The following is a 23,551-nucleotide window of genomic DNA, read 5'->3' as shown; positions in this document are numbered from 1 at the left end:
GCGGACAGCCGCGGCAATCTTGCCGTGCAGGATTCGTTCTTGTTCCGCAAAGCCAAATGCAGGGCTGCGATTTTTTATCTCCACGCGTGGAATAATTGCCGATGGCGCATTCCGGCAGAAGACCCGCCTTTGTCGCCAGCAGGAGCACGTAAAAATCTCTTTCTGATTGGCTGCGCGAAGTGTCTCACGCGTCAAACTGACACAGCTCTGTCAAATGTGAACGCTAGGGTCGCGGCGTCATTCCTTCGGGGCAAACAGAGATGAAATCCAAATTTTTGACGACGGCTGCGATTTTCGCGGCCGCGACTGCACTTGCGTGCGCCATGCCGGTTCTCGCAGACGATTTCGGCCGGGACCGGGATCATGACCACGATCGTGATCATGATCGTCATCCGCATGAGATCCATACGGAAACGCCGATCAAGCATCTCGTGATCATCTTCAACGAGAACCGCTCGTTCGACCATTATTTCGCGACCTATCCGAACGCGGCCAATCCGTCGGGCTCGATCCCCTTCGTGCCGAAGCCGCATACGCCCCGGGTCAACAACCTCGCCAACGCCAATTTGCTGGTGAACAACCCGAACAACAATCCGGCCAACGGCACCGGCGCGACGGACCCGTTCCGCCTTGACCGCACCCAGGCCAACACGCGTTCGCAGAACCACGCTTATACGCCCGAGCAGCAGGCCGTCGACAACGGCAAGGAAGACCTGTTCCCGAAATTCACCGGTCGCGGCACCGCCGGCGGCGCCGGCGCGTTCGGCACCAATGGTCAGGTGATGGGCTATTTCGACGGCAACACCGTCACCGGATTCTGGAACTACGCCCAGCATTTCGCCATGACCGACAACAACTGGACCGACACGTTCGGTCCGTCGACGCCGGGCATGCTGGAAGTGGTCGGCGGCCAGACCAACGGCGTCCAGCCGGTCATCGGCACCACGGCGTCGATCGCGGACGGGCAGGGCGGCCTGACGCTGACCGGCGACACCGATCCGGGCAACGATGCCTGCTCCAGCAAGACCAGCACCATGCTGATGGGCGGCAAGAACATCGGCGACCTGCTCACCGCCGAGCGTATCAGCTGGGGCAGCTTCATGGGTGGCTTCGATCTGACCCTCAAGAACGCCAACGGCACCACCGGTTGCGCCCGCAGCACGTTCTCGACCAACGTCAACGGCACCATCGTCGACTACATCCCGCACCACGCCTTCTTCCAGTATCACGCGTCGACGGCGAACCCGACCCACGCGCGGCCGAGCTCGGTGCACGCGATCGGCCATACCCATGACTTCAACGGCAAGGTCGATCCGGCCAACCACAATTACGACCTCGAAGACCTCTATGCGGCGATCAAGGCCGGCAATTTCATGGCCGTGTCCTACGTCAAGATGCCGGCCTTTCAGGACGGTCACGCCGGCAACTCCGACCCGCTCGACGAGCAGGCCGGCAATGTCGAGCTGATCAACTTCCTCCAGAAGCAGCCGGAGTGGCGCGAGACCGCCGTCATCATCACCTATGACGACTCCGACGGCTGGTACGATCACCAATACGTTGCACCGAAGAACGCCTCGTATGACGCGACCGCCGATCAGGTCAACGGTCCTGGCCTGTGCGGCCTCGGCCCGACCAAGCAGCCGGCGCCGAACGGTCTCAGCGGCAAGCCGGTCAACGGCCGCTGTGGTCCGGGCACCCGCGTGCCCCTGATCGTGGTCTCGCCTTACGCCAAGACCAACTATGTCAGCCACACCTATACGACCCAGGCTTCGGTGGTTCGCTTCATCGAGGACAACTGGCTGCATGGCCAGCGCCTCGGCGGCGGCTCGTTCGACGCGACCACCGGATCGATCATGGACCTGTTCGATTTCGACCATGATCATAGCCATGACTTCCGCACCGACGCGCTGTTCCTCGATCCGACCACAGGCACGGTGATGGTCAGCCCGCCGGACGAGCACCACCACCACTAGTCCAACGGGACGTCATAATGAACAGCCGCACTTTGTGGCTCCTCGGCGCCGGCCTGCTCGTCCTGGCCGGCGCCGTCTTTGCAGCCGAGACGCAAGGACTAGCGCAAGGGCTTGCAGAGGCGAATACGGCGGGCACCAACCCGAACCCGGTTCGCCTCATGCGTCCGTCCGTTGCCCCGTTGTCCGCGATGGCGCAGCTCGGCAAGGAGATTTTCTACGACGCCTCGCTGTCGTCGTCCGGCTCGCTGTCTTGCGCATCCTGTCACAGCCCGGATCACGCCTACGGCCCGCCCAACGACGGGCCGGTGATGCTCGGCGGCGCCAGTCTGTCGCGTCAAGGCGCACGCGCGGTGCCGTCGCTGACCTATCTCGATCGCCAGCCGAATTTCAGCATCGGCCCTGACAAGGGCGACGACGACAACATCATCGACCTCGCGCAGATGGCTATGCTCGGCCAGCAGGCCGCGCGCACGACCAAGACCGCGGGCGGCACCGGCGCCTCGGCCAACATCGTGCCGCAGGGCGGCCTGTTCTGGGACGGCCGCGCCGACACGCTTCAGGACCAGGCGCTGTTTCCGCTGCTCGACGCCAACGAGATGGACGGCGGCAGCGCGGAGATCGTGGCCGACAAGCTGCGCCGCGCACCTTATGTCAACCGCTTCGTCGAGCTGTTCGGCGCCGGCGTGCTGAGAAACCAGCGGCTGCTGATCGCGGAGGCGATGTTTGCGGTTGCGCGCTACCAGGTCGAAGAGCCGAGCTTCCATCCCTACACCAGCAAGTACGATTACTGGCTCGAGGGTAAGGCGCGGTTGTCGGAGAGCGAATTGCGCGGCCTGCAATTGTTCAACGATCCCGACAAGGCGAACTGCGCCGGCTGCCATACCTCGGCGCCGGCCCGCGACGGCTTGCCGCCGATGTTTACCGATCATCAATATGAAGCGCTCGGCGCGCCACGGAATGCCGCGCTCGCGGGCAACAAGGATTCCGGCTATTTCGATCTCGGCGTGTGCGGTCCGCATCGGACCGACATTCCCGAGCAGACGCAGTATTGCGGCATGTTCCTGACGCCGACGCTGCGCAACACCGCGACGCGTCGCGCCTTCTTCCACAACGGCGGCTTCAGAACCCTCGAGCAGGTGCTCGACTTCTACAATTTCCGCGACACCAATCCGGAAAAGGTGTTTCCGCGCGCAGCCGACGGCACGGTGCGGAAATACGACGACCTGCCTGAAAAATATCACGCCAATGTCGACGTCACCGATCCCCCGTTCGATCGTCACTCCGGCGACAAGCCGGCGATGACCGATCAGGACGAGGCTGACATCATCGCCTTCCTGAAGACGCTGACGGACGGCTACAAGGCGGAGAACTAGGGCGCGTCCAACAGGGCTAGTGCGGTTTGATCTCCGCGTATTTCACCATCGCCTTCTCGAACTTCCGCTTGAACAGCCACATCGCGCCGAGAATCTCACGGAAGCTGGCCGAGCTTCGCGCCCGGTCGGCCTTGCCGAAGGCGAAGATGCTGTTGTTGCGCAGGTGCTTCATGATGGTGGGATCGGATACCCGGTAGTTCAGCAGGTCGCCCGACCTAAGTGCCGAGCGTGTCGGTGTCGGGATGATCTGGATCAGCTCGAACAGCTTCATCTGGTCGATCGGATCGGGCAGCGTCTTCACGATCGCCGGGATCTCGGCAAACAGCTCGGCATGTGCGTTCATCAGGCCGTCGCGCACATTGGTCCAGTGATTGAAACGGCGATCGGTGCCGCGGGATCGTGCCTCTTCCTTGTCGTCGCGCGCGTTCAGCGCGGGATCGGTCGCCGCGATCGCACCCTTGATCGCCTCCCATTTGCGCTGGCCGTTGCGGTCCTCGGACGGGCCGGTCTGCAGGCTGCCCATATAGGTGTTCGAGCGCGCATTGCGGACGTTCTGCTTGCCGTTGGTCTCGGCGAAGAACAGCCCGAGGCTGATGCGGCCCGCCGCGTCGGCATGAACAGGCGCAAGCCCCTTGGCGCGCGCAATCGCTGCGGCGAGATCGACGACATCCTTGAACGGCGTCGCCGAATTCTGCGCGCTCGGCGGCGGCGCCTCCATGATCTCGAACAGATCGGCATATTCGTCGACCAGCGGCTCGATTGCGGCATCGAAATAGGCCGGGGGAATTTCGAACTTGTTCGGTTTGCCGATCCGCGACGGTACGGCGTCGGTGAGATCCTTGTACGCGCTGATCACCGCGACGCGCGCAAGATAAAGCGCCTGGCCGGGCAGGTTGGGCAGCGGCTGCTTCGCCTCGATCTGGCGGCGACGCTCGCTAAGGATCGATTTGAAATCGCCGAGTGCGCGATCGTAGGCGGCTTGCGCGTCCGATTGTGTTGGCGGGAGCGATTGCGCCTGGCCCGCGGTGAGCGTCGCCAGGATCAGCCCGAGCCCCGCGATGACTGCGATGGCATGACGTCGTGCACGCATGGCTGGTTCCCCCAACGATTCGTCGGTCAAGGGATCGTAAGCATCAGATGTGAGGGCTGGCGAGATGAAATCCGGTCCGCCCGCCTAGTCGTTGGCCTCGGGCGGCAGGAAGTCGACCTCGTGCTGGGCCGAGATACGCACGACCTCGGCGGGGTCAGTCAGATTGTGGAGCTGGTTGAACAGCGCCTCCAGCTTTTGCATCGGCGAGACCCAGAACAGCGCGCGGGCCGGCTTGTCGGATTTGTTGAAATAGCCGTGCGGAATGCCGCGCGGCAGGCGCACGAGGTCGCCGGCATGGGCCTTCACCCATTTGCCGTCGAGCTTGAGGTCGAGCGTGCCTTCCTGCACCAGGATGAACTCGTCCTGGGTCGGATGGATGTGCACCGGCACGAACTGGCCGGGCTCGCTGTTGGTCTCGAACGCGAAGGCGGACTCAGTGACGGCCTTGGGGAAATAGACCTGGCCCAGGATGTTCCAGGTCTTGCCGCCAAAACCCGTGCCGTTCGCGGTGATGCCTTTTTCAAGTGACGCCATGGCTCGCCTCCATTGGGAATTCCGGCCGTATCGGAGTGTTGCCCAGGTGCGGAGCGGAGTCCATCCGCCCTAGCCGTCGCGGTCGGACGCATTTTTCCGCAAGAACCCTTCGACCTCGGCCTGCACCGAATAGGGCGTCGGGATCGGGTCGCCTGCCGCATCGACGGCGGTGTCGAGCGAGCGGCGCAGCATGCGTGCGAGCTCGGCCTTGCGGTAGGGTTTTGTCAGAAGTGGCGCACCCCTGGTGGCGTGTCCCGGCCCATGCGGGGCGTCGTGCGCATAGCCCGACGTGAACAGCACCCGTAAGGAGGGCCGCGTGGCCACCATCTCGTCGGCGAGCTCCCGTCCGTTCAAGGCGCCGGCCATCACGATATCGGTGAAGAGCAGATCGAAGGGCGTGCCCTGGGCCGCGATGGCGAGCGCGTCGCTCGCGTTGGCGGCGGGGATGACCTTGTAGCCGAGGCTTTCGAGCTGGACCGTGACGTAGTGACGGACATCGCGGTCGTCCTCGACGCAAAGGATGGTTTCCGTTCCGCCCACGATCTTGCGCTCGTCATAGCCGGTCGGGCGAAGCGCACTGGTCTCGGCCTTCGGCAGGTAGATCGTGAATGTCGTGCCGCTGCCTTCGGCGGATTCGACCTTGATGCCGCCGCCCGACTGCTTGACGAAGCCGAACACCATGCTGAGCCCGAGGCCCGTGCCCTTGCCGACCTCCTTGGTCGAGAAGAACGGATCGAAGATGCGTTCGAGGATCGCCCGCGGAATGCCCGTGCCGGTGTCGGCAATCTGGATCTCGACATAGTCGCCGGCATAGCCAGCGCCGACCGCGACGGACTCGCGCACGCCGAAGACCACATTGCGCGTCGTCAGCGTCAGCCTGCCGCCCTCAGGCATCGCGTCGCGGGCGTTGATCGCGAGGTTGAGCAGCGCCGAAGAGAGCTGCCCGCGGTCGGCGAAGGCGAGCCAGATGGTGCCGTCGAGCCTCCTCACGATCTCGATCTTCTTGTCGAAGGTCGCCAGCAGCAGCTTTGCGAGCTCTTCGAGCAGGTCGTTGACGTCGATATCGGCCGGCTGCAGCGCCTGCTTGCGCGCAAAGGACAGCAGGCTCGAGGTCAGTGCCGCGCCGCGATCGGCGGCCTCGCTGATCAGCTTGGTGATGGTGGCGAGCGGCGGGTTATCCTTCACGGCCTCGGCGAGGATCTCGATCGTGCCCGTGATCACCGTGAGCATGTTGTTGAATTCATGCGCGATGCCGCCGGTGAGCTGGCCGACCGCTTCCATCTTCTGCGCCTGGATCAGCTGCTCCTCGGCGGCGCGCTTCTGGGTGACGTCCTTGACGAAATTGTTGATGACGGTGCGCCCGCCGAGCTGGAGCGTGGTGCTCGACGCCTCGATCAAGATCTCGTCGCCTTCCCGGTGCAGCAGGGTCGCCTCAAACCGGATGCCGATCGGCGCATTCGAGAGCTCGGGCAGAAGGCGCATCATGCGTTGCCTGAAACCGTCGCGGAGCGGCTCGGCGATGAGAAGGCTGACGACGTCAGCGCCGAGCGCCTCCTTGCGCGTCCATCCGGTCAGCGCCTCCGCCTGAAGGCTCCACTCCAGGATGATCCCGTTCGCGTCGGTCTGGACGAAAGCATCCAGCGCAGTCTTGATGACAGCTTGGGTCATCTGGGCACTCGACTGCGCCTGCTCGGCCAGTTGTGCGGCAGTGCGCTTCTCCTGGGCCGCCTCGATCATGCGCGTGCAGAGCCGCGCGATCAGCACCGCGACGGCGCCGCTTGCGAGCAGGGCAATGATCTCCGCAACGCCGAACCCGGGTCCGGTCACGGCATACGAGACGAGGAGAGCCGCGGCGGTCACGGCGACCTGCGCGGCCATCGCGAGTGTCAGAAGCCCCCTGAGTTTCATGCTCTCGCACCAACGACGTCAGTCGCGAACCCCCAAAGTCCGCTTTGTCAAATGAGTCCGGTCCGGCTCCATGTGAGCTACAGACTCCCTGCGGCGGCGTCGAGGGCAATTTCCGGCGGTATCGGGGCGAGGTGTTCCTTTGGGTCAACTTGCAGGCGAATCGGTCTGGCGCAGCGTTGTGACCCAGATCACGCGCGCGGCCTGCTGGGTTGGGTTGTCGAACATGTGCGGCACGATGCTCGGAAAACGAAAACTGTCGCCGGCTTCCAGCACATGGGCCTCGTTGTCGAGCCACAGGCGCAGGCTGCCAGAGAGGATGTACCCCGCCTTCTCGCCGGTGTGCTGCAGGAAGTCGGTGCCTGACGAGGCGCCGGGATTGAGCGTGAGCTCGTAGAGCTCGAGCTGGCCCGTGCCTTCCGGCGTCAGCGCTTCCTTGACGACGCCGCTGGCGGTGAGCCGCAGCAGGCGCCGGTTGTTCTTGCGCACGATGTAGCGCTGCACGTCGGCGGCGGGATCGCTGGTCTCGAAGAAATAGGAGATGGGCACGTCGAGCGCGATGCTGAGCAGGCGCAGCGTGCGGATCGACGGCATCGCGCGTGCCCGTTCGAGCTGGCTGATCATGCCGTTGGAGAGGCCGGTCTTGGTGGCGACGTCCTGGATCGAGAGGCCGGCGCGCTGGCGCAGCAGCCGCACGGTCTCGCCGAGCCGCTGGTCGACCGCATCGTCGGTTTCGGTCGTCGGCGCGTCCTTCGGACCGTTCGTGTTGCCGCGACCATCCATGTCGCTCTCCCGTGCATGACCTCACCGCCGGAATTGGCCGGCGGTGTGAAAAGGTCGCGCATCCTAGCAATCCGATTGACAGCTGTATTTAGTCATGATGAACTTTTGATCGAAAAATTTAGAAGCACTAAAGCCCACTCCTGTCCCTTTGCCGGGGTCTGGGGGCGCGGGAGACGGTGCCGGGTGCGACAACGGAGAGTGGTCATGGCAGACGACACCGGCAAGTTCGGCGTTGGGGCACTGCATCTCGGCATTCCGAATCGCCGTCAGTTCTTCCAGCTCGGCGCGGGCGCGGCGGCGGGATGGAGCCTTGCCGGTAACGCCTTCGCCCAGACCGAGCGCTCGGGCAATCCGCCGGACAAGCCGCGCGGGCAGGTGATTGCGGCGCTGTCGCAGGAGCCGACCGTCTTCCATCCGCTGATGCCCAGCATCGAGGTCGACCAGGGCGTCTGGTGGCAGGTGTTCTCGCCGCTCTGGTTCATCGATCCCGATGGCAGGTTCATCCCCGACCTCGCGCGCGAAGTCCCGACCATCGAGAATGGCGGCCTGTCGGCCGACGGCCTGACCTGGAAGATCAAGCTGCGCAGCGACGTGAAGTGGCACGACGGCACGCCGTTCACGGCGGACGACGTGAAATTCTCGCTCGAGCTGAACAACAATCCCGACTTTCGTGCGCGCAGCCGCGTCGGCCATAGCCTCGTGAAGGATATCAAGATCGTCGCGCCCGACGAGATCCATTGGCGGATGGAGGCTGCCTATTCGCCCTACATGTCGATTCTGGGGGCGCTGACCTTCATCGTGCCCAAGCACATCCTGGAGAAGGTGTCCGATCCGAATGCCTCGCCGTTCCACAACGCGCCGGTCGGGACCGGACCGTTCCGCTGGGGCGAGCGCGTGCCCGGCGACCATATTCAGTTGAATGCCTACACCGGCTATCACGGCAAAGGACCTTACGTCGAACGCGTGGTCTTCAAATATATCCCTGATCTCACCGTCCTCTACACCCAGTTCCGCACCGGTCAGGTCGACTACACCGGCCTGCAAGGCATCTTGCCGAACTTCGTGCAGGAGGCAAAGACGCTGAAGGGCCGCAAGATCTTCGTCTCTGCGACGTCCTCGGTCGAGCACATCGCGCCCAATCTGGAGTTCGGGCCGCTCGCCGACCGCACGGTGCGCGAAGCGCTGTATCTTGCGATCAACAAGCAGGCGATCATCGATGCGCTGAATTACGGCCTGCCGACGCCGACCGAAAGCTTCGTGCCGCAGCAGGCCTGGTCGTTCCAGCAGGGACTGCCGCAGCACAAATATGATCCGACGAAAGCCAATGCGCTGCTCGATGCGGCCGGCTGGATGCGCGGCTCCGGAGGCGTGCGCGAAAAAGGTGGCGTGAAGCTCGAATTCACCAATTCGACCACGTCAGGCAATGCCGTTCGCGAGCAGACCCAGCAACTCCTGATCCAGGACTGGCGCGCGATCGGCGCGACGATGCGCGTCAACAACATGCCGGCGGCCGTGATCTGGGGTGATTTCTGGCAGCAGTCGAAATTCAACTCGGTGATCGTGGGGGTGAACTTCATGCTGGGCAGCGACCCCGACGTGACGCCGCGCTTCGGCTCCGGCGCCATTCTCGCCAAGGGCGGCCGCGGCTACAACACCTATCAATACCAGAGCGCGGAAGCCGACCGGCTGCTTGCCGAAGGCGCCAGGCAGTTCGATCTCGCCCAGCGCAAGATCACCTATGGCGATCTGCAAAAGCTCGTCCGCAACGACCTCGCCATCCTGCCGCTGTTCCAGGGCTTCATCGCCGAAGGCGTGAAGGAAGGGCTGCAAGGGTTCCGCCCCAACATCAACATGTCGATCAACTGCTGGAACATCCGCGAGTGGTACTGGGCCTGATGCATTCGATCCGCGGGATCGCCTGAGATGGCCCGTTACGTCGCCAATCGCCTGGCGCAGGCGATGATGCTGCTGGTGATCGTCTCGGCGATCGGCTTTGCGATTCTGCATCTTGCGCCTGGCGGCCCGCTGTCGCAGTTTGCCGTCTCCGGGCAGATGACGCAGGAGGATCTCGCCCGCGTCACCAGGCAGCTCGGGCTCGATCGTCCGCTGCCGATCCAGTATCTCGACTGGTTCGGCCGCATGCTCAAGGGTGATTGGGGCAGGTCGTATCGCGACGGCGAGACGGTGCTGTCGGTGATCTCCTCGCATCTCGGCGCCACGCTGGAGTTGATGACGACGGCGACCATCATCGCGGTGCTGCTCGGCTGCTGGATCGGCATATCAGGCGCGCTCCGGCGATATTCGCTGTTCGATTCGCTTGCCACCGTCGGCGCCATGATCGCTCTGTCGATCCCGACCTTCTGGTTCGGCCTCATCACCATCTACGTTTTTTCAGTGACGCTGGGCTGGCTGCCGGCCGGAAACCGCGAGACCGTTGGCGACGGCTCCTTCTTCGACCTGCTGCATCATCTGATCGCGCCGGCCTTGGTGCTGGCGCTGGTCGAGACCGCGATGTGGGGCCGCTTCATGCGCTCCTCCATGCTGGAGGTCATCAACCAGGACTACATCCGCACTGCGCGCGCCAAGGGCATGCCGGAATGGCGGATCCTCACCGTGCATGCCTTGCGCAACGCGCTGCTGCCGATGATCACGGTGGCCGGTCTTCAATTTCCGACGCTGCTCGGCGGCGCGTTGGTCGCCGAGACCGTTTTCACCTGGCCCGGCATGGGCCGGCTGTTCCTCGATTCCATCGGCTATCGCGACTATCCCGTGGTGATGGGCATTCTGATGTTTTCGGCAATCATGGTGCTGATCGGCTCGCTGCTGGCCGACATCTTCTATGCCGTCGTCGATCCGCGCATCAGGGTGGGCTAGGCGATGACGATCGCGACCCTTTCCACGGAGCAGCCCGCGCCCGGCCAGGCGGCGTGGCGGAGATTCCGCCGACATCGGCTCGCGCTCGCCGGAGCTGTGATCATTCTGGTTCTCGTGCTCGGTTCGGCATTCGCTCCTTATCTGCTGCCTTTCGACGACACTTATATCGACATCATGAAGCGGTTCGCGCCGCCGTTCTCGGGCGCGCACATCCTTGGCACCGACGAACTCGGTCGCGACGTGCTGGCGCGGCTGATGATGGGCGGTCGGGTGTCCCTTTCGATCGGCATCGTCGCGATGGTGATGGCGATGGCGGTCGGCATCGTCGTCGGCGCCTTCGCCGGCTTCTATGGCGGCGTGGTCGGCGCGGTGCTGATGCGGCTCGTCGATGCCGTGCTGTGCTTCCCGACGATCTTCCTGCTGCTTGCACTCGCCGCGCTCACCGAGCCCGGCCCCGTCACCACCACCGTGCTGATTGCTGCTACCGCATGGATGAGCGTTGCCCGCATCGTCGAGGCGCAGGTCCGTTCACTGCGGGAGCGCGAATTCGCGGTCGCAGCTCTCGCGTTCGGTTCGTCGAACCTGCGGATCATGTTCCGCGAGCTCGTGCCCAACGCGATTGCGCCGATCGTGGTTGCGGCAACGCTGAACGTTGCCCAGGCGATCCTGCTCGAATCCTATGTCAGCTATCTCGGCTATGGCATCCAGCCGCCGGCCGCGAGCTGGGGCAATATGCTCAACAACGCGCAGATCTATCTCACCAGCGCGCCCTGGCTTGCGATTGCGCCGGGCCTCGCGATCACGCTGGCGGTGACGAGCTTCAACTTCCTTGGCGATGGCCTGCGCGATGCGCTCGATCCGCGGATGAACATACCATGACGAGCCGACCTGCTTCGATCGAACTGAATTCCAGGAGTGTCCGATGTCCCCGCCGCTCAACCGTATAAATAGCGACGAACGCCTGCCCGCGCAGGTGGACGTCGTCGTCATCGGCGGCGGCGTCATCGGCGTCTCCGCGGCCTATCACCTTGCGAAGAAGGGCCTCTCCGTCGCGCTGGTCGAGAAGGGGCATGTCGGCGGCGAGCAGTCGAGCCGCAATTGGGGCTGGTGTCGTCAGCAGGGCCGCGCCCGTGAGGAGATTCCGCTCGCACGCGAAGCGTTGCTTCTGTGGGAAGACATGCAGAACGACGCCGGCGTCGATGCCGGCTTCCGCCGCACCGGCGTGCTGTTCCTGACCAAGAGCAAGGACGAGCTTGCGAGCTGGGAGCGCTGGGCGGCGGTCGCGCGCGAGATGCAGGTTCACTCGACCGTGCTGACGCCGGCCGAGGTCGCCGAGCGCATGCCGGGCAATACCGACAAATGGGTCGGCGGCCTGCACACGCCGAGCGACGGCCGCGCCGAGCCGTCGATGGCCGTGCCGGCGCTGGCGACGGCGGCGCGAAAACATGGCGTCACCATTCACCAGGGCTGCGCTGCGCGCGGGCTGGAGACACAAGGAGGAAGGGTCAGCGCCGTCGTCACCGAGAAGGGCACCATCCGCACGCAAGCCGTGCTGCTGTCGGGCGGCGCATGGTCGTCGCTGTTCTGCCGTCGTCATGGCATCGAGCTGCCGATCGGCCTCGTCAACGCCACCGCATGCCGGACCACGCCAGCGCCGGAGATCACCTCGGGCGCGCTCGGTACCGATCTCTATTGCATCCGCCGCCGCCTCGATGGCGGCTTCACGCTGGCGCTGCGCAACCGCGGCACGGTGGAGCTGTCGCCCGACCTGTTCCGCTACGCCCGCACGTTCTGGCCGACCTATCTGCATCGCAAGAACGGACTGAAGCTCTCGTTCGGCAAGTCGTTCTTCGACCAGGTCATGCGCGGCACCAGCTGGAGCCTTGACAAGCCGTCGCCGTTCGAGACCGAGCGCGTGCGCGATCCCGAGCCCGACATGTCGCTGGTCAATGCCGCGCTGGCGTCGTTGATCAAGGCGAATCCGGAATTGAAGGACATCGAGATCGCGGAGGCCTGGGGCGGGACCATCGACTGCACGCCGGATACGATCCCCGTGATCTCGCCGGTCGATGCGCTGCCCGGCTTCTTCCTCGCGACCGGCTTCTCCGGTCATGGTTTCGGCATCGGCCCTGCGGCCGGCAAGCTTGCCGCCGACATCGTGACCGGCGCAACGCCACTGGTCGATCCCGCCGCCTACAGCCACAAGCGCATGATCGACGGCCGGCGGCTCGCGCCGGTCAGCCCGTTCTGAGGGCGGCATGACTGTTCTCTACAAGGCCAACATGGTACGCGGTGCAGAGTGGGCGACGTTCTTCGCCGAGCGCGCGCCTGACATGCCGTTCCGGCTGTGGCCCGACATCGGTGATCCCGCAACGGTGCGCTATCTCGTGGCTTGGCAGCCGCCGGACGATATCGCGGCGGCGTTCCCCAATCTCGAGCTGGTGTTCTCGGTCGGCGCCGGCGTCGATCAGTTCGACATCACAAAACTTCCGCCGCATGTTCCGCTGGTCCGCATGATGGAGCCCGGTATCACCGAGCGCATGGTCGAGTATGCCTGCATGTCGGTGCTCGCGCTGCATCGCGATCTCGTGCAGTTCATCGGCCAGCAGCGCGACCAAGTCTGGCGCGAGCTCTCCGTGACGCACACGAGCGAACGGCGTGTCGGTGTGATGGGCCTCGGTCTGCTCGGCCAGGCCGTGCTCGAGCGGCTCAAATCGTTCGATTTTCCGCTGCTCGGCTGGAACCGTTCGCCACGCAGCATCGCGGGCGTCACCTGTTATGCGGGTGCGGACACCCTGCCGGATTTCCTGGGGCAGACCGACATTCTCGTCTGCCTGCTGCCGCTGACATCGGAGACGCGCGGAATCCTCAACGCAAAATTGTTCGCGCGTCTGCCCCGCGGCGCGCGGCTGCTCAATGTCGGGCGCGGCGGGCATCTGGTCGAGGCCGACCTGATCGCGGCACTGGATGGCGGCGTGCTGTCGGCCGCCGTGCTCGACGTTGCCGAACCTGAGCCGCTGCCCGCGGGCCATCCGTTCTGGAGCCATCCGCGCATTCTTCTGACCCCGCACATCGCCAGCACGACGAAGCCGGAAACGGCGGTCGACTACGTGCTCGACACTATCGCGCGCCACCGCCGCGGCGAGCCCCTGCCGGGGCGTGTCGACCGTGATCGCGGCTACTAGGATCCTTGCATGAGCATCGGCGCAAACGCACCTGACCAAGTCGTTGCCGAAGCGCAGGCGCCCGTGCTGTCGGTTGCGGGCCTCACCACGTCGTTCCTGCGCGAGCGGCAATGGATCCCGGTCGTTCGCAACGTCTCCTTCGAGATCGCGCCCCGCGAAACCGTCGCGATCGTCGGCGAGTCCGGTTCGGGCAAGAGTGTCACCGCGCTCTCGATCATGCGGCTCATTCCCAAGGAGAGCGGCCAGAGCGAGGGCAGTATCATGCTTTCCGGCCGCGATCTGCTGACGCTACCCGAAGCGAGCATGAAGGACATCCGCGGCAACGATGTCGCGATGATCTTCCAGGAGCCGATGACGAGCCTCAATCCGGTGCTCACCATCGGCTTCCAGATCGCGGAAGCGTTGATCCAGCATCGCGGCCTGTCGCGCGCGGCAGCGGAAGCCGAGACCATCCGCCTGCTCGACCGCGTCCGTATCCCCGGGGCAAAATCGCGCTTCCACGAGCATCCGCATCGTTTCTCCGGCGGCATGCGCCAGCGCGTGATGATCGCGATGGCGCTGGCCTGCAAGCCGAAACTCCTGATCGCGGACGAGCCGACAACCGCGCTCGACGTCACCATCCAGGCCCAGATCCTGCAACTGTTGAAGGAGCTTCAGCAGGAGGAGGGGATGTCGATCCTCTTCATCACCCACGACATGGGCGTGGTCGCGGAGATCGCGGATCGCACCGTGGTGATGTATGGCGGGCAGGCGGTGGAGACCGGCGCGACGTCGCGCATCTTCGCTGCACCCTCGCATCCCTATACGCGCGCGCTGCTCGCGGCCGTGCCGCGGCTCGGCTCGATGGACGGCCGGACGCGGCCGATGCGCTTTCCGATCGTCGACAAGGTGACGGGCACCTCGGACGAGCCGGCGGAGACGCCCGACACGGTGTCGAGCGCCGAGCGTCCGCTGTTAGAGGTGTCAAATCTCACCACGCGCTTTTCGATCCGCTCGGGCCTGTTCGGCAAGGTCTCGGGCCGTGTGCACGCGGTCGAGAACATCTCCTTCACCTTGCGCGGCGGCGAGACGCTGGCGCTGGTCGGCGAATCCGGCTGCGGCAAGTCGACCACGGGACGCTCGATCCTCAAGCTGACCGAGCCCGACGCCGGCACGGTCCTGATCGACGGCCAGAACGTGCTCGCCATGAACGGCCGCACCTTGCGCGATTTCCGCAAGCACATGCAGATCGTGTTCCAGGATCCGTTCGCGAGCCTCAATCCGCGGATGTCGGTGGGAACGGCGATTGCAGCGCCACTGCTGGCCAATGGTCTCGCGACAGCGTCGCAGGCGCGCGACAAGGTCGCCGACCTCCTCGGGCGCGTCGGTCTCACCGCCGACATGGCCGCGCGTTTCCCGCACGAATTCTCCGGTGGCCAGCGCCAGCGCATCTGCATCGCGCGCGCACTCGCGCTGGGGCCAAAACTGATCGTCGCGGACGAGGCGGTCTCCGCGCTCGACGTCTCGGTCAAGGCGCAGGTCGTCAATCTGATGCTCGACCTGCAGGCCAGCATGGGGCTGGCCTATCTCTTCATTTCCCACGACATCGCGGTGGTCGAGCGGATGAGCCATCGGGTCGCGGTGATGTATCTCGGCGAGATCGTCGAGATCGGCCCGCGTGCTGCTCTGTTCGGCAACCCGCAGCATCCCTACACCAGGAAGCTGATGGCGGCCGTTCCCGTGCCAGATCCGTCACGCCGCGGCACCAGGCGCGACGTCGCCAATGACGAGATCAGAAGTCCGGTGCGCGCGGCCGACTACCAGCCGCCGGCCCGGCAATATCGTGAAGTCTCGCCGGGCCACGTCGTCCAGGCCTGGGGCGAGGAGTGGTCGGCCTGACGCGCGCAGGGTGCGGTGCGCTTTCGGTGACGCGGCCGAACCCATGAGTTGACGTGCGCGAAACAGGCAAGCGTGGATAGATCTGACGTCGGCGAAACGCGGGACAGCTTGTGAACTAACCGCGCCTTTCAGCTTCCGCTCCTGCGCTCCCGAGTATCGCGACAATGCAGACCTGTCCTCCGGAAATTGTGACCAGATCGAACGACAAGGAACTGCGGTATGTGAACTGCCTCATATTCCATCACTCTCTTTTCGAGCTATCACGCCCGCAAGAAATTGCCGCACCCGGACCCAACTGACAGACACGGGTGAGATGCAATGCCTGCGAAGCCGCGTGCTCGCAGCTTTGGATTGGCCCTCGTCTTGCTCACGAGCAAGTCAGCCCCATCACTCAGCACAGATTTTTCAGAAATTGGAATCAAGGGAATCGCAAAACGCGTCCACGAGGCTGCCCTCTATTCAGGGGCGGCCGGTAGGTCGCTTATTACCTGAGGAGTTCCCCAATGAAGATAAGCAACGCAGTTTCCAGCGCATTATCCGTAACAGGATACGTCGGAAATCTTCGGATTGCTCGTTCTGACCTGATCAAAGCGGCCCATCTTCTTGAAAGAATTGGGCTCGCAGCCATCGGGGCATCTTGTGGCCTCTATGTGGGTGCGACCTTGTTGCGTCAGAGAGGTGGACTGTTTGAAAGCGGCTGGATCGTGCTGCTAATGATGCTCTACGGAGCTCTTAGCTGTTATGTCGGAATTGATTTGTCTGGCAGCGTCGCGCGGAAGTCGATTTCGAGCATCTCGGAAGAGTGGAATGGTTCCGAGGTGGCAGAGATCATGAGCGCCGCAGGAACGTTCGGCGCTGCGATGGCAGCAACTCTCTCCGTCAGCATCCTTGTCCTTGATCAAAACCTGCCCAATGGCCTGATAGGCTTTGTTGCCGGCTCTTGGGTGGTTGGCTCTTCGCTTCAAGTTGCGGCGGGCACGATGGCTCGTACCCGCGGAGTCCCCATGGACAAGGAATGATGATGTGCTCACGGAAGACATCTGTTTGGACGCTAGTGTTTGGCTTCGGCTTCAGTCTGAAAGCGAGTAGCTGGCGATCTTTCGCAACTCAGTAGTCAAACGTTTGCGTGCCGGCGATTTTAGCGGTGCAACCGTTCGCATCGAGCACTATCCATGGAAGTGGTATCGGCACTGAGCAGCCTAATTTGTCGCACGACAAACAAGGCGTGCCATCGTGGTCACGTTGGGATATCGTCCCCGCGCCGTGGTCCAAAATTCTGCGAAACCGCCAACCACACGATCGGTGGGAGCCAATGCAGATTGCGGAGTGGCTCGAGAACCTTGGACTTGGACAATACGCGGAGCGTTTTGCCCAAAATGGGATCGACGTGGACGTCCTTCCCGAACTGATGAGCGAGGACTTCGATAAGCTCGGAGTCCTGCTCGGCCATCGCCGTAAAATGCTGCGTGCTATTGCTGACCTCGATCCGGCCGCGTTGATCGCATCGCCGGCTCCTCCTCCTCAGGACGCCGAGCGGCGCCACCTCACCGTTATGTTTTGCGATCTGGTCGGCTCGACTGCACTCTCGGCGCGTCTCGATCCCGAGGATATGTGGGAGGTGATCCGGGCCTACCGCGCCGCCTGCGCGAGCGTCATTGCTGCCTATGACGGCAAGATAGTCAGGTTCGTCGGTGACGGAATACTCGTCTATTTCGGCTATCCCCGCGCCCACGAGGATGATGCGGAGCGCGCAGTGCGAGCGGGCCTGGACGCCATCTCAGCGATTAGTCGGCTCAAAACAGGCGCCGACGAGCGGGTTGAACTGCGGATCGCAATCGCGACCGGGCTTGTGGTGGTCGGCGACCTCATCAGCGGCGATGCGTCAGAAGAGCACGCAACGGTCGGCGATACACCAAACCTCGCTGCCCGGCTCCAGAGCCTGGCGGAACCGGGGGCGGTCGTCGTTGCGTCGTCGACGCGACGGCTGCTTGGCGACCTCTTCACTTTTCGCAATCTCGGCCGCCGCGAGGTCAAGGGGATATCCGAACCCATCGCGGTCTGGGCGGTCGAGGGGGCGGGCGCATCGGAGAGCCGGTTCGAGGCGGTCCGTGCGGCCCGCTCGATCGGCTTTGTCGGCCGCAAGGAGGAGATTGAATTCACGCTCTCGCGCCAGCGGCTCGCATGGCAGGGGCAAGGCCAGATGGTGTTGATTTCTGGCGAAGCGGGCATCGGCAAGTCGCGCATTGTCGCAACGCTGTCCGAAAGTCCCGCCTTGGGGGCGCACCGCCGGGTGCGGTATCAGTGTTCGCCCTACCACACCAACAGCGCGCTTCATCCCTTTGTCGCGCAGATCGAGCGTGCCGCCGGCATCTGCTCGCACGACACGCCCAGGCAAAAGCTCGACAAGCTTGAGACAATGCTGGCGCTTGGAACACAGCAGGTCGCCCCAGCTACACCCCTCATTGCGGCTCTCCTTTCGATTCCAACCAGCGACCATTGTCCACCGCTCGGGTTGAGTCCAGCGCAGCAGCGACGACAGACATTTGCCGTCCTTCTCGATCAGCTTGAGGGGCTGGCGCGAGAGCAACCCCTGCTGGTTGTCTGCGAGGATATGCATTGGGCCGATGCCACGACGCTTGAACTGTTCGATCTCGGGGTCGACCGGATCAGGGGACTCCCGATACTCGTGCTCATGACGGCCCGGCCGGAGTTCGAGCCTTCCTGGTCGGGCCTTGCCAACGTCAGCTTGGTGCGGCTCGACCGGCTCGATCGGCGGGACACGCGCGCGCTGGTCGAGGAGGTGACCGTTGGTCGCCATCTGCCACGCGAAATGATGAAGCAGATCATCGACAGGACGGATGGCATCCCGCTATTCGTCGAGGAACTGACAAAGATGGTGCTGGAGTCCGGACTGCTCGTCGAAGATGCCGGGCGCTATCGCCTCGGTCGTCCGCTCCCGCCGCTCGCTATTCCGGCGACGCTGCAGGATTCTCTGATGGCGCGGCTCGACCGGCTGGCTCCAGTCAAGGAGGTGGCGCAGATAGGCGCCGCTATCGGTCGCGAGTTCTCATACCCGCTGCTGAGATATGTGGCGGGACGCGATGATTTGACGCTCAGCGCTGCGCTAGAGCAACTCGGAGAGGCCGGACTGCTGGTGCGTCGCGGGGCTCCTCCCGAAGCAGACTATAGTTTCAAGCACGCTCTCGTTCAGGAAGCAGCTTACGAGAGCCTGCTTAAGAGCAAACGGCAGGTGCTTCACGCGCGTATCGGCGATGTCCTGCGTGAGAAGTTTCCGATCGTCGCCGAGACTGAACCTGAAATTATAGCACACCACTTCACGGAAGCCGGGCTGAGCGAAACCGCCATCGAGTGGTGGCGCAAGGCGGGCCAGCAGGCGTTGAAACGTTCGGCCTATTCCGAAGCGATTGCACATTTTGGCAAGGCGATTGCCACCGCCGATGAATTGCCCGATGAGCCTGGCCGGTTGATGAGCAGGCTGCATCTTCAAATCGCATATGGCCGCGCATTACGAGGCAGTCTCGGGCACAGCGCCCCGGAAACGGTGGCCGCATGGACGCGCGCCCGACGGATCGCAGCCGACATCAACGATCCGGTTGAACTTGCGCCAGTCCATTCGGGCCTCTTCAATGCCTGCCTGACACACGGCGAGTTCGCTCCGATGCGGGAGTTGGCGGATTCCATCATGAGCGCCGCTGACCGACGACCGCACTCGCCAGTGGCCGCCGTCGTCGCGCATTGGACGGGTGGAGTCACCTGCTGGTTCGGGGGTGACTACTTGAACGCGAGAGCGCATCTTGAGCAGGCACTCGATATCTATGGTGCCGAGCCGGATCCCGCGACGTTCAGGGCCTCGGCGCTGGATCTCCCGTTCGTGATCATGAGGTTTCTTGCCCTGGTGCTTTGGCCGCTTGGCGAAATCGCTCGCGCACGCCGCCTCGCCGCTGAAGGGGTGAGCGCTTCGGGCGAAAAGCGGGCGCTTTCCCAGGCCAATGCGCTTGTCCATCGAGCCGTGTTCGACGGACTATGCGGGGGCATGTTGCAGCAAACAGAGACGATCCTGGCGCTCGGTCTCGCTCGCGACCATACGATGCCGCTGTATGTGGCCGCCGGCACCTACCTGCATGGCCTGGCCAAGTGGCGCGCCGGCGATCGAACGGCCGGACTGACGGACATGCGTCGCGGCTGGGCCTTGCTGCACGAGAATGACTGCTATCTCTGTGAACCGTTTTGGGGGATGCATGTCGCGATGGCGAACGCGGAGTCCGGCCAACTCGAAAACGGGCTGGAAATCTTGAGCGAATTGATCACATCCGCAGGGCAATCCGGCCAGCATTGGCTTGATGCCGAGCTGCATCGTGTCCAGGGGGAGCTCTTGTTGCGTCACGACTCTGCGGCCGATTCCATGGCTGAAAATGCCCTCAATCGCGCGCTGGAGATCGCTCGACACCAACAGTCAAGGACTTTTGAGCTGCGCAGCGCCCTTGGACTTGCGCGCCTGCACAAGAAGAATGGCCGGGTGGGCGCAGTGTCCGTGGCGCTGGCTCCCGTGCTCGCTGGATTCGATGCGGAGCGAGATCTTCCAGAAGTTATTGAAGCGAGGGAACTGCTCGAGAGGGAGCCTTAGCTACGTGCCGTTTCTCCAGCTGGCCGTGGCAAGAGAGGCATCTCGATCGTTCCGCCCGCATCTTCGAAGCTCGACGCCCAATTGCCTATTGGGTTCGCAGCGCGACGCGAGGGCGAGGGAATGCAGCCTCACGAATTCACGTGCACGAAGTCCCGCAGCAGTGGATAGATCTCGTTATTCCAGCGCTTGCCGGAGAACACGCCGTAATGGCCGACGCCGGCCTGCATGTGATGGACGCGGCGATAGGCGCGGACGCCGGTGCAGAGGTCCTGCGCTGCGAGCGTCTGGCCGATCGAGCAGATGTCGTCCTTCTCGCCCTCGACGGTCATCAGCCCCATCCGGCCGACGGCCCTGGTGTCCACGGGACGGCCGCGATGCATCAGCTTGCCCAGCGGCAGCAGATGCTCCTGGAATACGTCGCGCACCGTCTCGATGTAGAACTCGGCCGGCAGGTCCATCACCGCAAAGTATTCGTCATAGAAGGTCTTGATGCTCGCCGCCTTCTCCTTCTCGCCCTTGGCGATGTGGTTGGCGAGATCCACGTGCTGCTTGATGTGGCGCTCGAGGTTCATCGAGACGAAGGCGGTGAGCTGCACGAAGCCAGGATAGACTTTCCGGAGCGCGCCGCGGCACTGCACCGGCACGTAGTTGATCAGGTTCTGCTCGAACCATTCGATCGGCTTGCTCTTGGCGAAGTCGTTGACCTTGGTCGGCTGGATCCGCGTGTCGATCGGCCCCGCCATCAGCGTCAGCGTCGCCGGCCGCGAGGGATGGTTGCCCTCGCACATGATCGCGGCGGCCGCGAGCGCCGAGACCGAGGGCTGGCAGATCGCCACCATATGCGGGCGCGGGCCCAATTGCCCGAGGAAGTCGACCAGATGCTCGGTATAGTCGTCGAGCCCAAAGCGGCCCTCGCTGCGCGGGATCTCGCGCGGATTGTGCCAGTCGGTGATGTAGACGTCGTGGTCCTGCAGCAGCGTCTTCACCGTGCCGCGTAGCAGCGTGGCGAAATGGCCGGACATCGGCGCCACCAGCAGCATGCGCGGCTGCTCGGTCACGCCGTCCTTCTTGAAATGCAGCAGCGAGCCGAACGGCGTCGCGTAGGCGACCTCCTCGGTGACGCCGACCTCGCGATTGCCCACCATCACGCTGTCGATGCCGTAGGCCGGGCGGTCATAGGTGAGGGTGGAGCGCGAGATCAGCTCCAGCGCCGCCGAGAGCCGGCCGACGACCTGGTCGGACAGGCCCTGCGGCACCAGATTGAGGAATTTGAGCGCGGACGAGGCGCCCGCCCGCCACGGCGCCGTCAGGTCCATCTGGTTCTGAAAAGCCTGATAATACATCGACATCATACTGAAGCGCCCACCTGTCCGATGGTGCCATGCAATATCGGAGCCAGAAGCGCGTCGGGCCGCCCTTAAAACTGGCACGTCGCTTGCTGCTCATTTCGCAGGAAGCACAGGTGACGGGCGCGCCCAGGCTGGGCGGCGTGCAAGTCACTGCAAGTCAAAGGCGTGAGGGAAAGGCCCTATGGCGAAGGCGACACTGACCATCAGCAGCAAGAACTACTCGTCCTGGTCGCTGCGTGGCTGGCTGCTGACGAAGTTTTCCGGGCTCGATTTCGAGGAGATCGTCACCGCGCCGGACGATGCGTCGGCGCGCGCCGAAATCCTGCTGCTGTCGTCCTCGATCCTGGTGCCCTGCCTGCGTCACGACGGCGCCACCGTCTGGGATACGCTCGCGATCGCCGAATATCTCAACGAGGCGATGCCGGACGCCGGACTGTTGCCCGCCGATCGCGTCCAGCGCGCGCATTGCCGCTCGATCTGCGGGGAAATCCATTCCGGCTTCACCACGCTGCGCGCCTCGCTTCCGGTCAATCTGAAGGGGCATTTTCCCGGCTTCAAGATCTGGTCGCGCGCGCAGGCCGACATCGACCGGGTCTGGTTCATCTGGCGCGACTGCCTGGCGAAATCCGGCGGCCCATTCCTGTTCGGCGAGACCCGCACCATGGCGGATGCGATGTACGCCCCCGTGGTGACGCGCTTCGTCACCTATGACGTCAAGCTCGAGCCGCGGCTCAAGGCCTATGCCGACACCATCATGGCGATGCCCGAGATGAAGGAATGGATCGTGGCCGCGAAGGAAGAGCCGGCCGAGATCGAGGAGCTCGAGGTCGAATATTAGGCAGACGCTGCACCGCTCTGCCTGTTTCCGGGGCGGCGACGGACTGCGCCCCAGCCGCCCCCTATGTCCTTGTCAATATTAACTTTTGGCGCCGGCAATTGGCGAGGGGCAGCGGTCACGTCGCGCAGATATTGTGCGCCATAGCGGGGCCTTGTCGACATCTAGCCGTGAACAGCCGCGTACAGCGCCAAACGGCTGATTCGGACGTGATTCGTTCGGGCCGCGTTCCGTTCGTTAAGGCTGAGCGCGGCCCTGTTGCATTTTGAGACAGACGAGTGCTGTCAGGCCACGCCGGAATGCTTTAAGCGCGGCACGCGCCAGCCGATGACGGTGGCTTCCACCGGGACGCCGGCCGCGTCGTTCTGCCAGCGGCCCTCGACATAGCGGCAGGCGAACGGCAGTTGATACGTTCCGCTGTGATCCTCGCACAGCACTTCGACCGGCAGGCCAGCTGGCGGCTCGCCGGCACCGTCGAATTCCGCCAGACGTCTATCGCGCGTTGCCATTCCAAAAATCTCCCCTAATCAAAGCCGCGGAAAGAGCGCCCACTTCTTCCGCGCGCGGTTCACTGCTCCCCGTCCGAGGGAACAACCAAGCTCAACGCGAGAATGCGGTACGAGTGTGGTAGCTTCGGGGAGGCGCGCTCAATCGGCGCACATTGCCGTGATTAATTTGATGAGGAACCGGAATGCCGCGCACGCTCGCCGCCGTTTGTTTCGCCATGTTAGCGCTCGTCGCGCATGCGCCGGCGCACGCGCAGGACGTCCCTGGCATCGAGATCTGCACGGTCGAGAAGACCATGGAGCGGCGCACGAGCTGTCTCCAGAGCAATGTCGATTTTCTCCAGAAGACCATCACCAGGCTCAATCTCGATCACCAGCAAAAAGTCGATGCCGCCAACCGTCAGATCGACGCGCTAAAGGTGACGCTCATAGGCCTCCAGAAGACCATCGGCGATCTCCAGGCGGCCCAAGTGAAGCAGGCGGACGATCTGAAGAAGAAGCAGGACGCGCCGCCGCCGAAGGATGCGAAGTAGGTGGTGTCATGTCCCGGACGCGGCGTGGCATGAAATGACGCGACGCAGAGCCGGGACCCAGGGACCACGAGATCGCGGCAATATGGGC

General features: G+C 63.8%; 18 protein-coding genes. 12 read left to right on the top strand and 6 right to left on the bottom strand.

Annotated elements, in window-relative coordinates; translation table 11 throughout:
• Positions 1 to 260 precede the first annotated feature (260 nt).
• On the top strand, positions 261 to 1,973 hold the full coding sequence (locus tag FXB38_RS30190) for an alkaline phosphatase family protein (RefSeq protein ID WP_148754626.1): 1,713 nt from the start codon (positions 261 to 263) through the stop codon (positions 1,971 to 1,973).
• A gap of 17 nt (positions 1,974 to 1,990) precedes the next feature.
• Positions 1,991 to 3,346, top strand: coding sequence for a cytochrome-c peroxidase (locus tag FXB38_RS30185; protein WP_148754625.1), 1,356 nt, complete (start codon positions 1,991 to 1,993; stop codon positions 3,344 to 3,346).
• Between the two features lie 16 nt (positions 3,347 to 3,362).
• Here FXB38_RS30185 and FXB38_RS30180 read toward each other — a convergent pair whose 3' ends face one another.
• From FXB38_RS30180 to FXB38_RS30165, 4 genes are all read right to left on the bottom strand, one after another.
• On the bottom strand, positions 3,363 to 4,436 hold the full coding sequence (locus tag FXB38_RS30180) for a hypothetical protein (protein ID WP_148754624.1): 1,074 nt from the start codon (positions 4,434 to 4,436) through the stop codon (positions 3,363 to 3,365).
• An 84-nt stretch (positions 4,437 to 4,520) separates the two neighbouring features.
• Complete coding sequence (locus FXB38_RS30175; RefSeq protein ID WP_148754623.1) at positions 4,521 to 4,970, bottom strand: cupin domain-containing protein; 450 nt, start codon at positions 4,968 to 4,970, stop codon at positions 4,521 to 4,523.
• Positions 4,971 to 5,039: 69 nt separating this feature from the next.
• Complete coding sequence (locus FXB38_RS30170) at positions 5,040 to 6,878, bottom strand: ATP-binding protein (RefSeq protein ID WP_148754622.1); 1,839 nt, start codon at positions 6,876 to 6,878, stop codon at positions 5,040 to 5,042.
• Positions 6,879 to 7,022: 144 nt separating this feature from the next.
• On the bottom strand, positions 7,023 to 7,658 hold the full coding sequence (locus FXB38_RS30165) for a cupin domain-containing protein (RefSeq protein ID WP_148754621.1): 636 nt from the start codon (positions 7,656 to 7,658) through the stop codon (positions 7,023 to 7,025).
• A 204-nt stretch (positions 7,659 to 7,862) separates the two neighbouring features.
• On the opposite strand from FXB38_RS30165, the gene FXB38_RS30160 reads away from it, so the two are divergent.
• From FXB38_RS30160 to FXB38_RS30125, 8 genes are all read left to right on the top strand, one after another.
• Positions 7,863 to 9,554, top strand: coding sequence for a peptide ABC transporter substrate-binding protein (locus FXB38_RS30160; RefSeq protein ID WP_148754620.1), 1,692 nt, complete (start codon positions 7,863 to 7,865; stop codon positions 9,552 to 9,554).
• 27 nt (positions 9,555 to 9,581) lie between these two features.
• Positions 9,582 to 10,532 (top strand): ABC transporter permease, encoded by a 951-nt coding sequence (locus tag FXB38_RS30155; RefSeq protein ID WP_148754619.1) that lies wholly within the window; start codon positions 9,582 to 9,584, stop codon positions 10,530 to 10,532.
• Between the two features lie 3 nt (positions 10,533 to 10,535).
• On the top strand, positions 10,536 to 11,411 hold the full coding sequence (locus FXB38_RS30150; RefSeq protein ID WP_148754618.1) for an ABC transporter permease: 876 nt from the start codon (positions 10,536 to 10,538) through the stop codon (positions 11,409 to 11,411).
• Positions 11,412 to 11,454: 43 nt separating this feature from the next.
• The gene (locus tag FXB38_RS30145) at positions 11,455 to 12,783 is read left to right on the top strand and encodes an NAD(P)/FAD-dependent oxidoreductase (RefSeq protein WP_148754617.1); all 1,329 of its coding nucleotides are present in this window, start codon (positions 11,455 to 11,457) and stop codon (positions 12,781 to 12,783) included.
• Between the two features lie 7 nt (positions 12,784 to 12,790).
• On the top strand, positions 12,791 to 13,717 hold the full coding sequence (locus FXB38_RS30140) for a 2-hydroxyacid dehydrogenase (RefSeq protein ID WP_148754616.1): 927 nt from the start codon (positions 12,791 to 12,793) through the stop codon (positions 13,715 to 13,717).
• Positions 13,718 to 13,726: 9 nt separating this feature from the next.
• Positions 13,727 to 15,595 carry an ABC transporter ATP-binding protein gene (locus FXB38_RS30135; protein ID WP_148754615.1) on the top strand — a complete coding sequence of 623 codons (1,869 nt, stop codon included), beginning with the start codon at positions 13,727 to 13,729 and terminating at the stop codon, positions 15,593 to 15,595.
• Positions 15,596 to 16,098: 503 nt separating this feature from the next.
• A complete protein-coding gene (locus FXB38_RS30130) occupies positions 16,099 to 16,614 on the top strand; it encodes a hypothetical protein (protein WP_148754614.1) in 516 nt (171 codons plus the stop codon).
• 257 nt (positions 16,615 to 16,871) lie between these two features.
• Complete coding sequence (locus FXB38_RS30125; protein ID WP_347340244.1) at positions 16,872 to 20,240, top strand: adenylate/guanylate cyclase domain-containing protein; 3,369 nt, start codon at positions 16,872 to 16,874, stop codon at positions 20,238 to 20,240.
• 128 nt (positions 20,241 to 20,368) lie between these two features.
• Here FXB38_RS30125 and FXB38_RS30120 read toward each other — a convergent pair whose 3' ends face one another.
• Complete coding sequence (locus FXB38_RS30120) at positions 20,369 to 21,592, bottom strand: polyhydroxyalkanoate depolymerase (protein WP_148754612.1); 1,224 nt, start codon at positions 21,590 to 21,592, stop codon at positions 20,369 to 20,371.
• A 178-nt stretch (positions 21,593 to 21,770) separates the two neighbouring features.
• On the opposite strand from FXB38_RS30120, the gene FXB38_RS30115 reads away from it, so the two are divergent.
• A complete protein-coding gene (locus FXB38_RS30115; RefSeq protein WP_148754611.1) occupies positions 21,771 to 22,427 on the top strand; it encodes a glutathione S-transferase family protein in 657 nt (218 codons plus the stop codon).
• A gap of 281 nt (positions 22,428 to 22,708) precedes the next feature.
• Here the strand turns inward: FXB38_RS30115 and FXB38_RS30110 are convergent, their stop codons facing one another.
• A complete protein-coding gene (locus FXB38_RS30110; protein ID WP_148754610.1) occupies positions 22,709 to 22,933 on the bottom strand; it encodes a hypothetical protein in 225 nt (74 codons plus the stop codon).
• 182 nt (positions 22,934 to 23,115) lie between these two features.
• Here FXB38_RS30110 and FXB38_RS30105 point away from each other — a divergent pair, with 182 nt between their 5' ends.
• Entirely contained in the window at positions 23,116 to 23,463 is a 348-nt protein-coding gene (locus tag FXB38_RS30105; protein WP_148754609.1) for a hypothetical protein, read from the top strand.
• Positions 23,464 to 23,551 lie beyond the last annotated feature (88 nt).

This window comes from Bradyrhizobium cytisi (assembly GCF_008123515.1).
GTDB lineage: Bacteria > Pseudomonadota > Alphaproteobacteria > Rhizobiales > Xanthobacteraceae > Bradyrhizobium > Bradyrhizobium cytisi.
Note: the sequence above shows the minus strand (reverse complement) of the source record. Positions and strands in the feature narration are given on the sequence as shown.

Bases quoted from the DNA above. Each gene is read 5' to 3' on its own strand.
- FXB38_RS30115 (WP_148754611.1), top strand. From the start codon at position 21,771: ATGGCGAAGGCGACACTGACCATCAGCAGCAAGAACTACTCGTCCTGG.
- FXB38_RS30170 (WP_148754622.1), bottom strand. From the start codon at position 6,878: ATGAAACTCAGGGGGCTTCTGACACTCGCGATGGCCGCGCAGGTCGCC.
- FXB38_RS30130 (WP_148754614.1), top strand. From the start codon at position 16,099: ATGAAGATAAGCAACGCAGTTTCCAGCGCATTATCCGTAACAGGATAC.
- FXB38_RS30180 (WP_148754624.1), bottom strand. From the start codon at position 4,436: ATGCGTGCACGACGTCATGCCATCGCAGTCATCGCGGGGCTCGGGCTG.
- FXB38_RS30160 (WP_148754620.1), top strand. From the start codon at position 7,863: ATGGCAGACGACACCGGCAAGTTCGGCGTTGGGGCACTGCATCTCGGC.
- FXB38_RS30110 (WP_148754610.1), bottom strand. From the start codon at position 22,933: ATGGCAACGCGCGATAGACGTCTGGCGGAATTCGACGGTGCCGGCGAG.
- FXB38_RS30175 (WP_148754623.1), bottom strand. From the start codon at position 4,970: ATGGCGTCACTTGAAAAAGGCATCACCGCGAACGGCACGGGTTTTGGC.
- FXB38_RS30140 (WP_148754616.1), top strand. From the start codon at position 12,791: ATGACTGTTCTCTACAAGGCCAACATGGTACGCGGTGCAGAGTGGGCG.
- FXB38_RS30150 (WP_148754618.1), top strand. From the start codon at position 10,536: ATGACGATCGCGACCCTTTCCACGGAGCAGCCCGCGCCCGGCCAGGCG.
- FXB38_RS30120 (WP_148754612.1), bottom strand. From the start codon at position 21,592: ATGATGTCGATGTATTATCAGGCTTTTCAGAACCAGATGGACCTGACG.
- FXB38_RS30165 (WP_148754621.1), bottom strand. From the start codon at position 7,658: ATGGATGGTCGCGGCAACACGAACGGTCCGAAGGACGCGCCGACGACC.
- FXB38_RS30145 (WP_148754617.1), top strand. From the start codon at position 11,455: ATGTCCCCGCCGCTCAACCGTATAAATAGCGACGAACGCCTGCCCGCG.
- FXB38_RS30185 (WP_148754625.1), top strand. From the start codon at position 1,991: ATGAACAGCCGCACTTTGTGGCTCCTCGGCGCCGGCCTGCTCGTCCTG.
- FXB38_RS30105 (WP_148754609.1), top strand. From the start codon at position 23,116: ATGCCGCGCACGCTCGCCGCCGTTTGTTTCGCCATGTTAGCGCTCGTC.
- FXB38_RS30155 (WP_148754619.1), top strand. From the start codon at position 9,582: ATGGCCCGTTACGTCGCCAATCGCCTGGCGCAGGCGATGATGCTGCTG.
- FXB38_RS30190 (WP_148754626.1), top strand. From the start codon at position 261: ATGAAATCCAAATTTTTGACGACGGCTGCGATTTTCGCGGCCGCGACT.
- FXB38_RS30135 (WP_148754615.1), top strand. From the start codon at position 13,727: ATGAGCATCGGCGCAAACGCACCTGACCAAGTCGTTGCCGAAGCGCAG.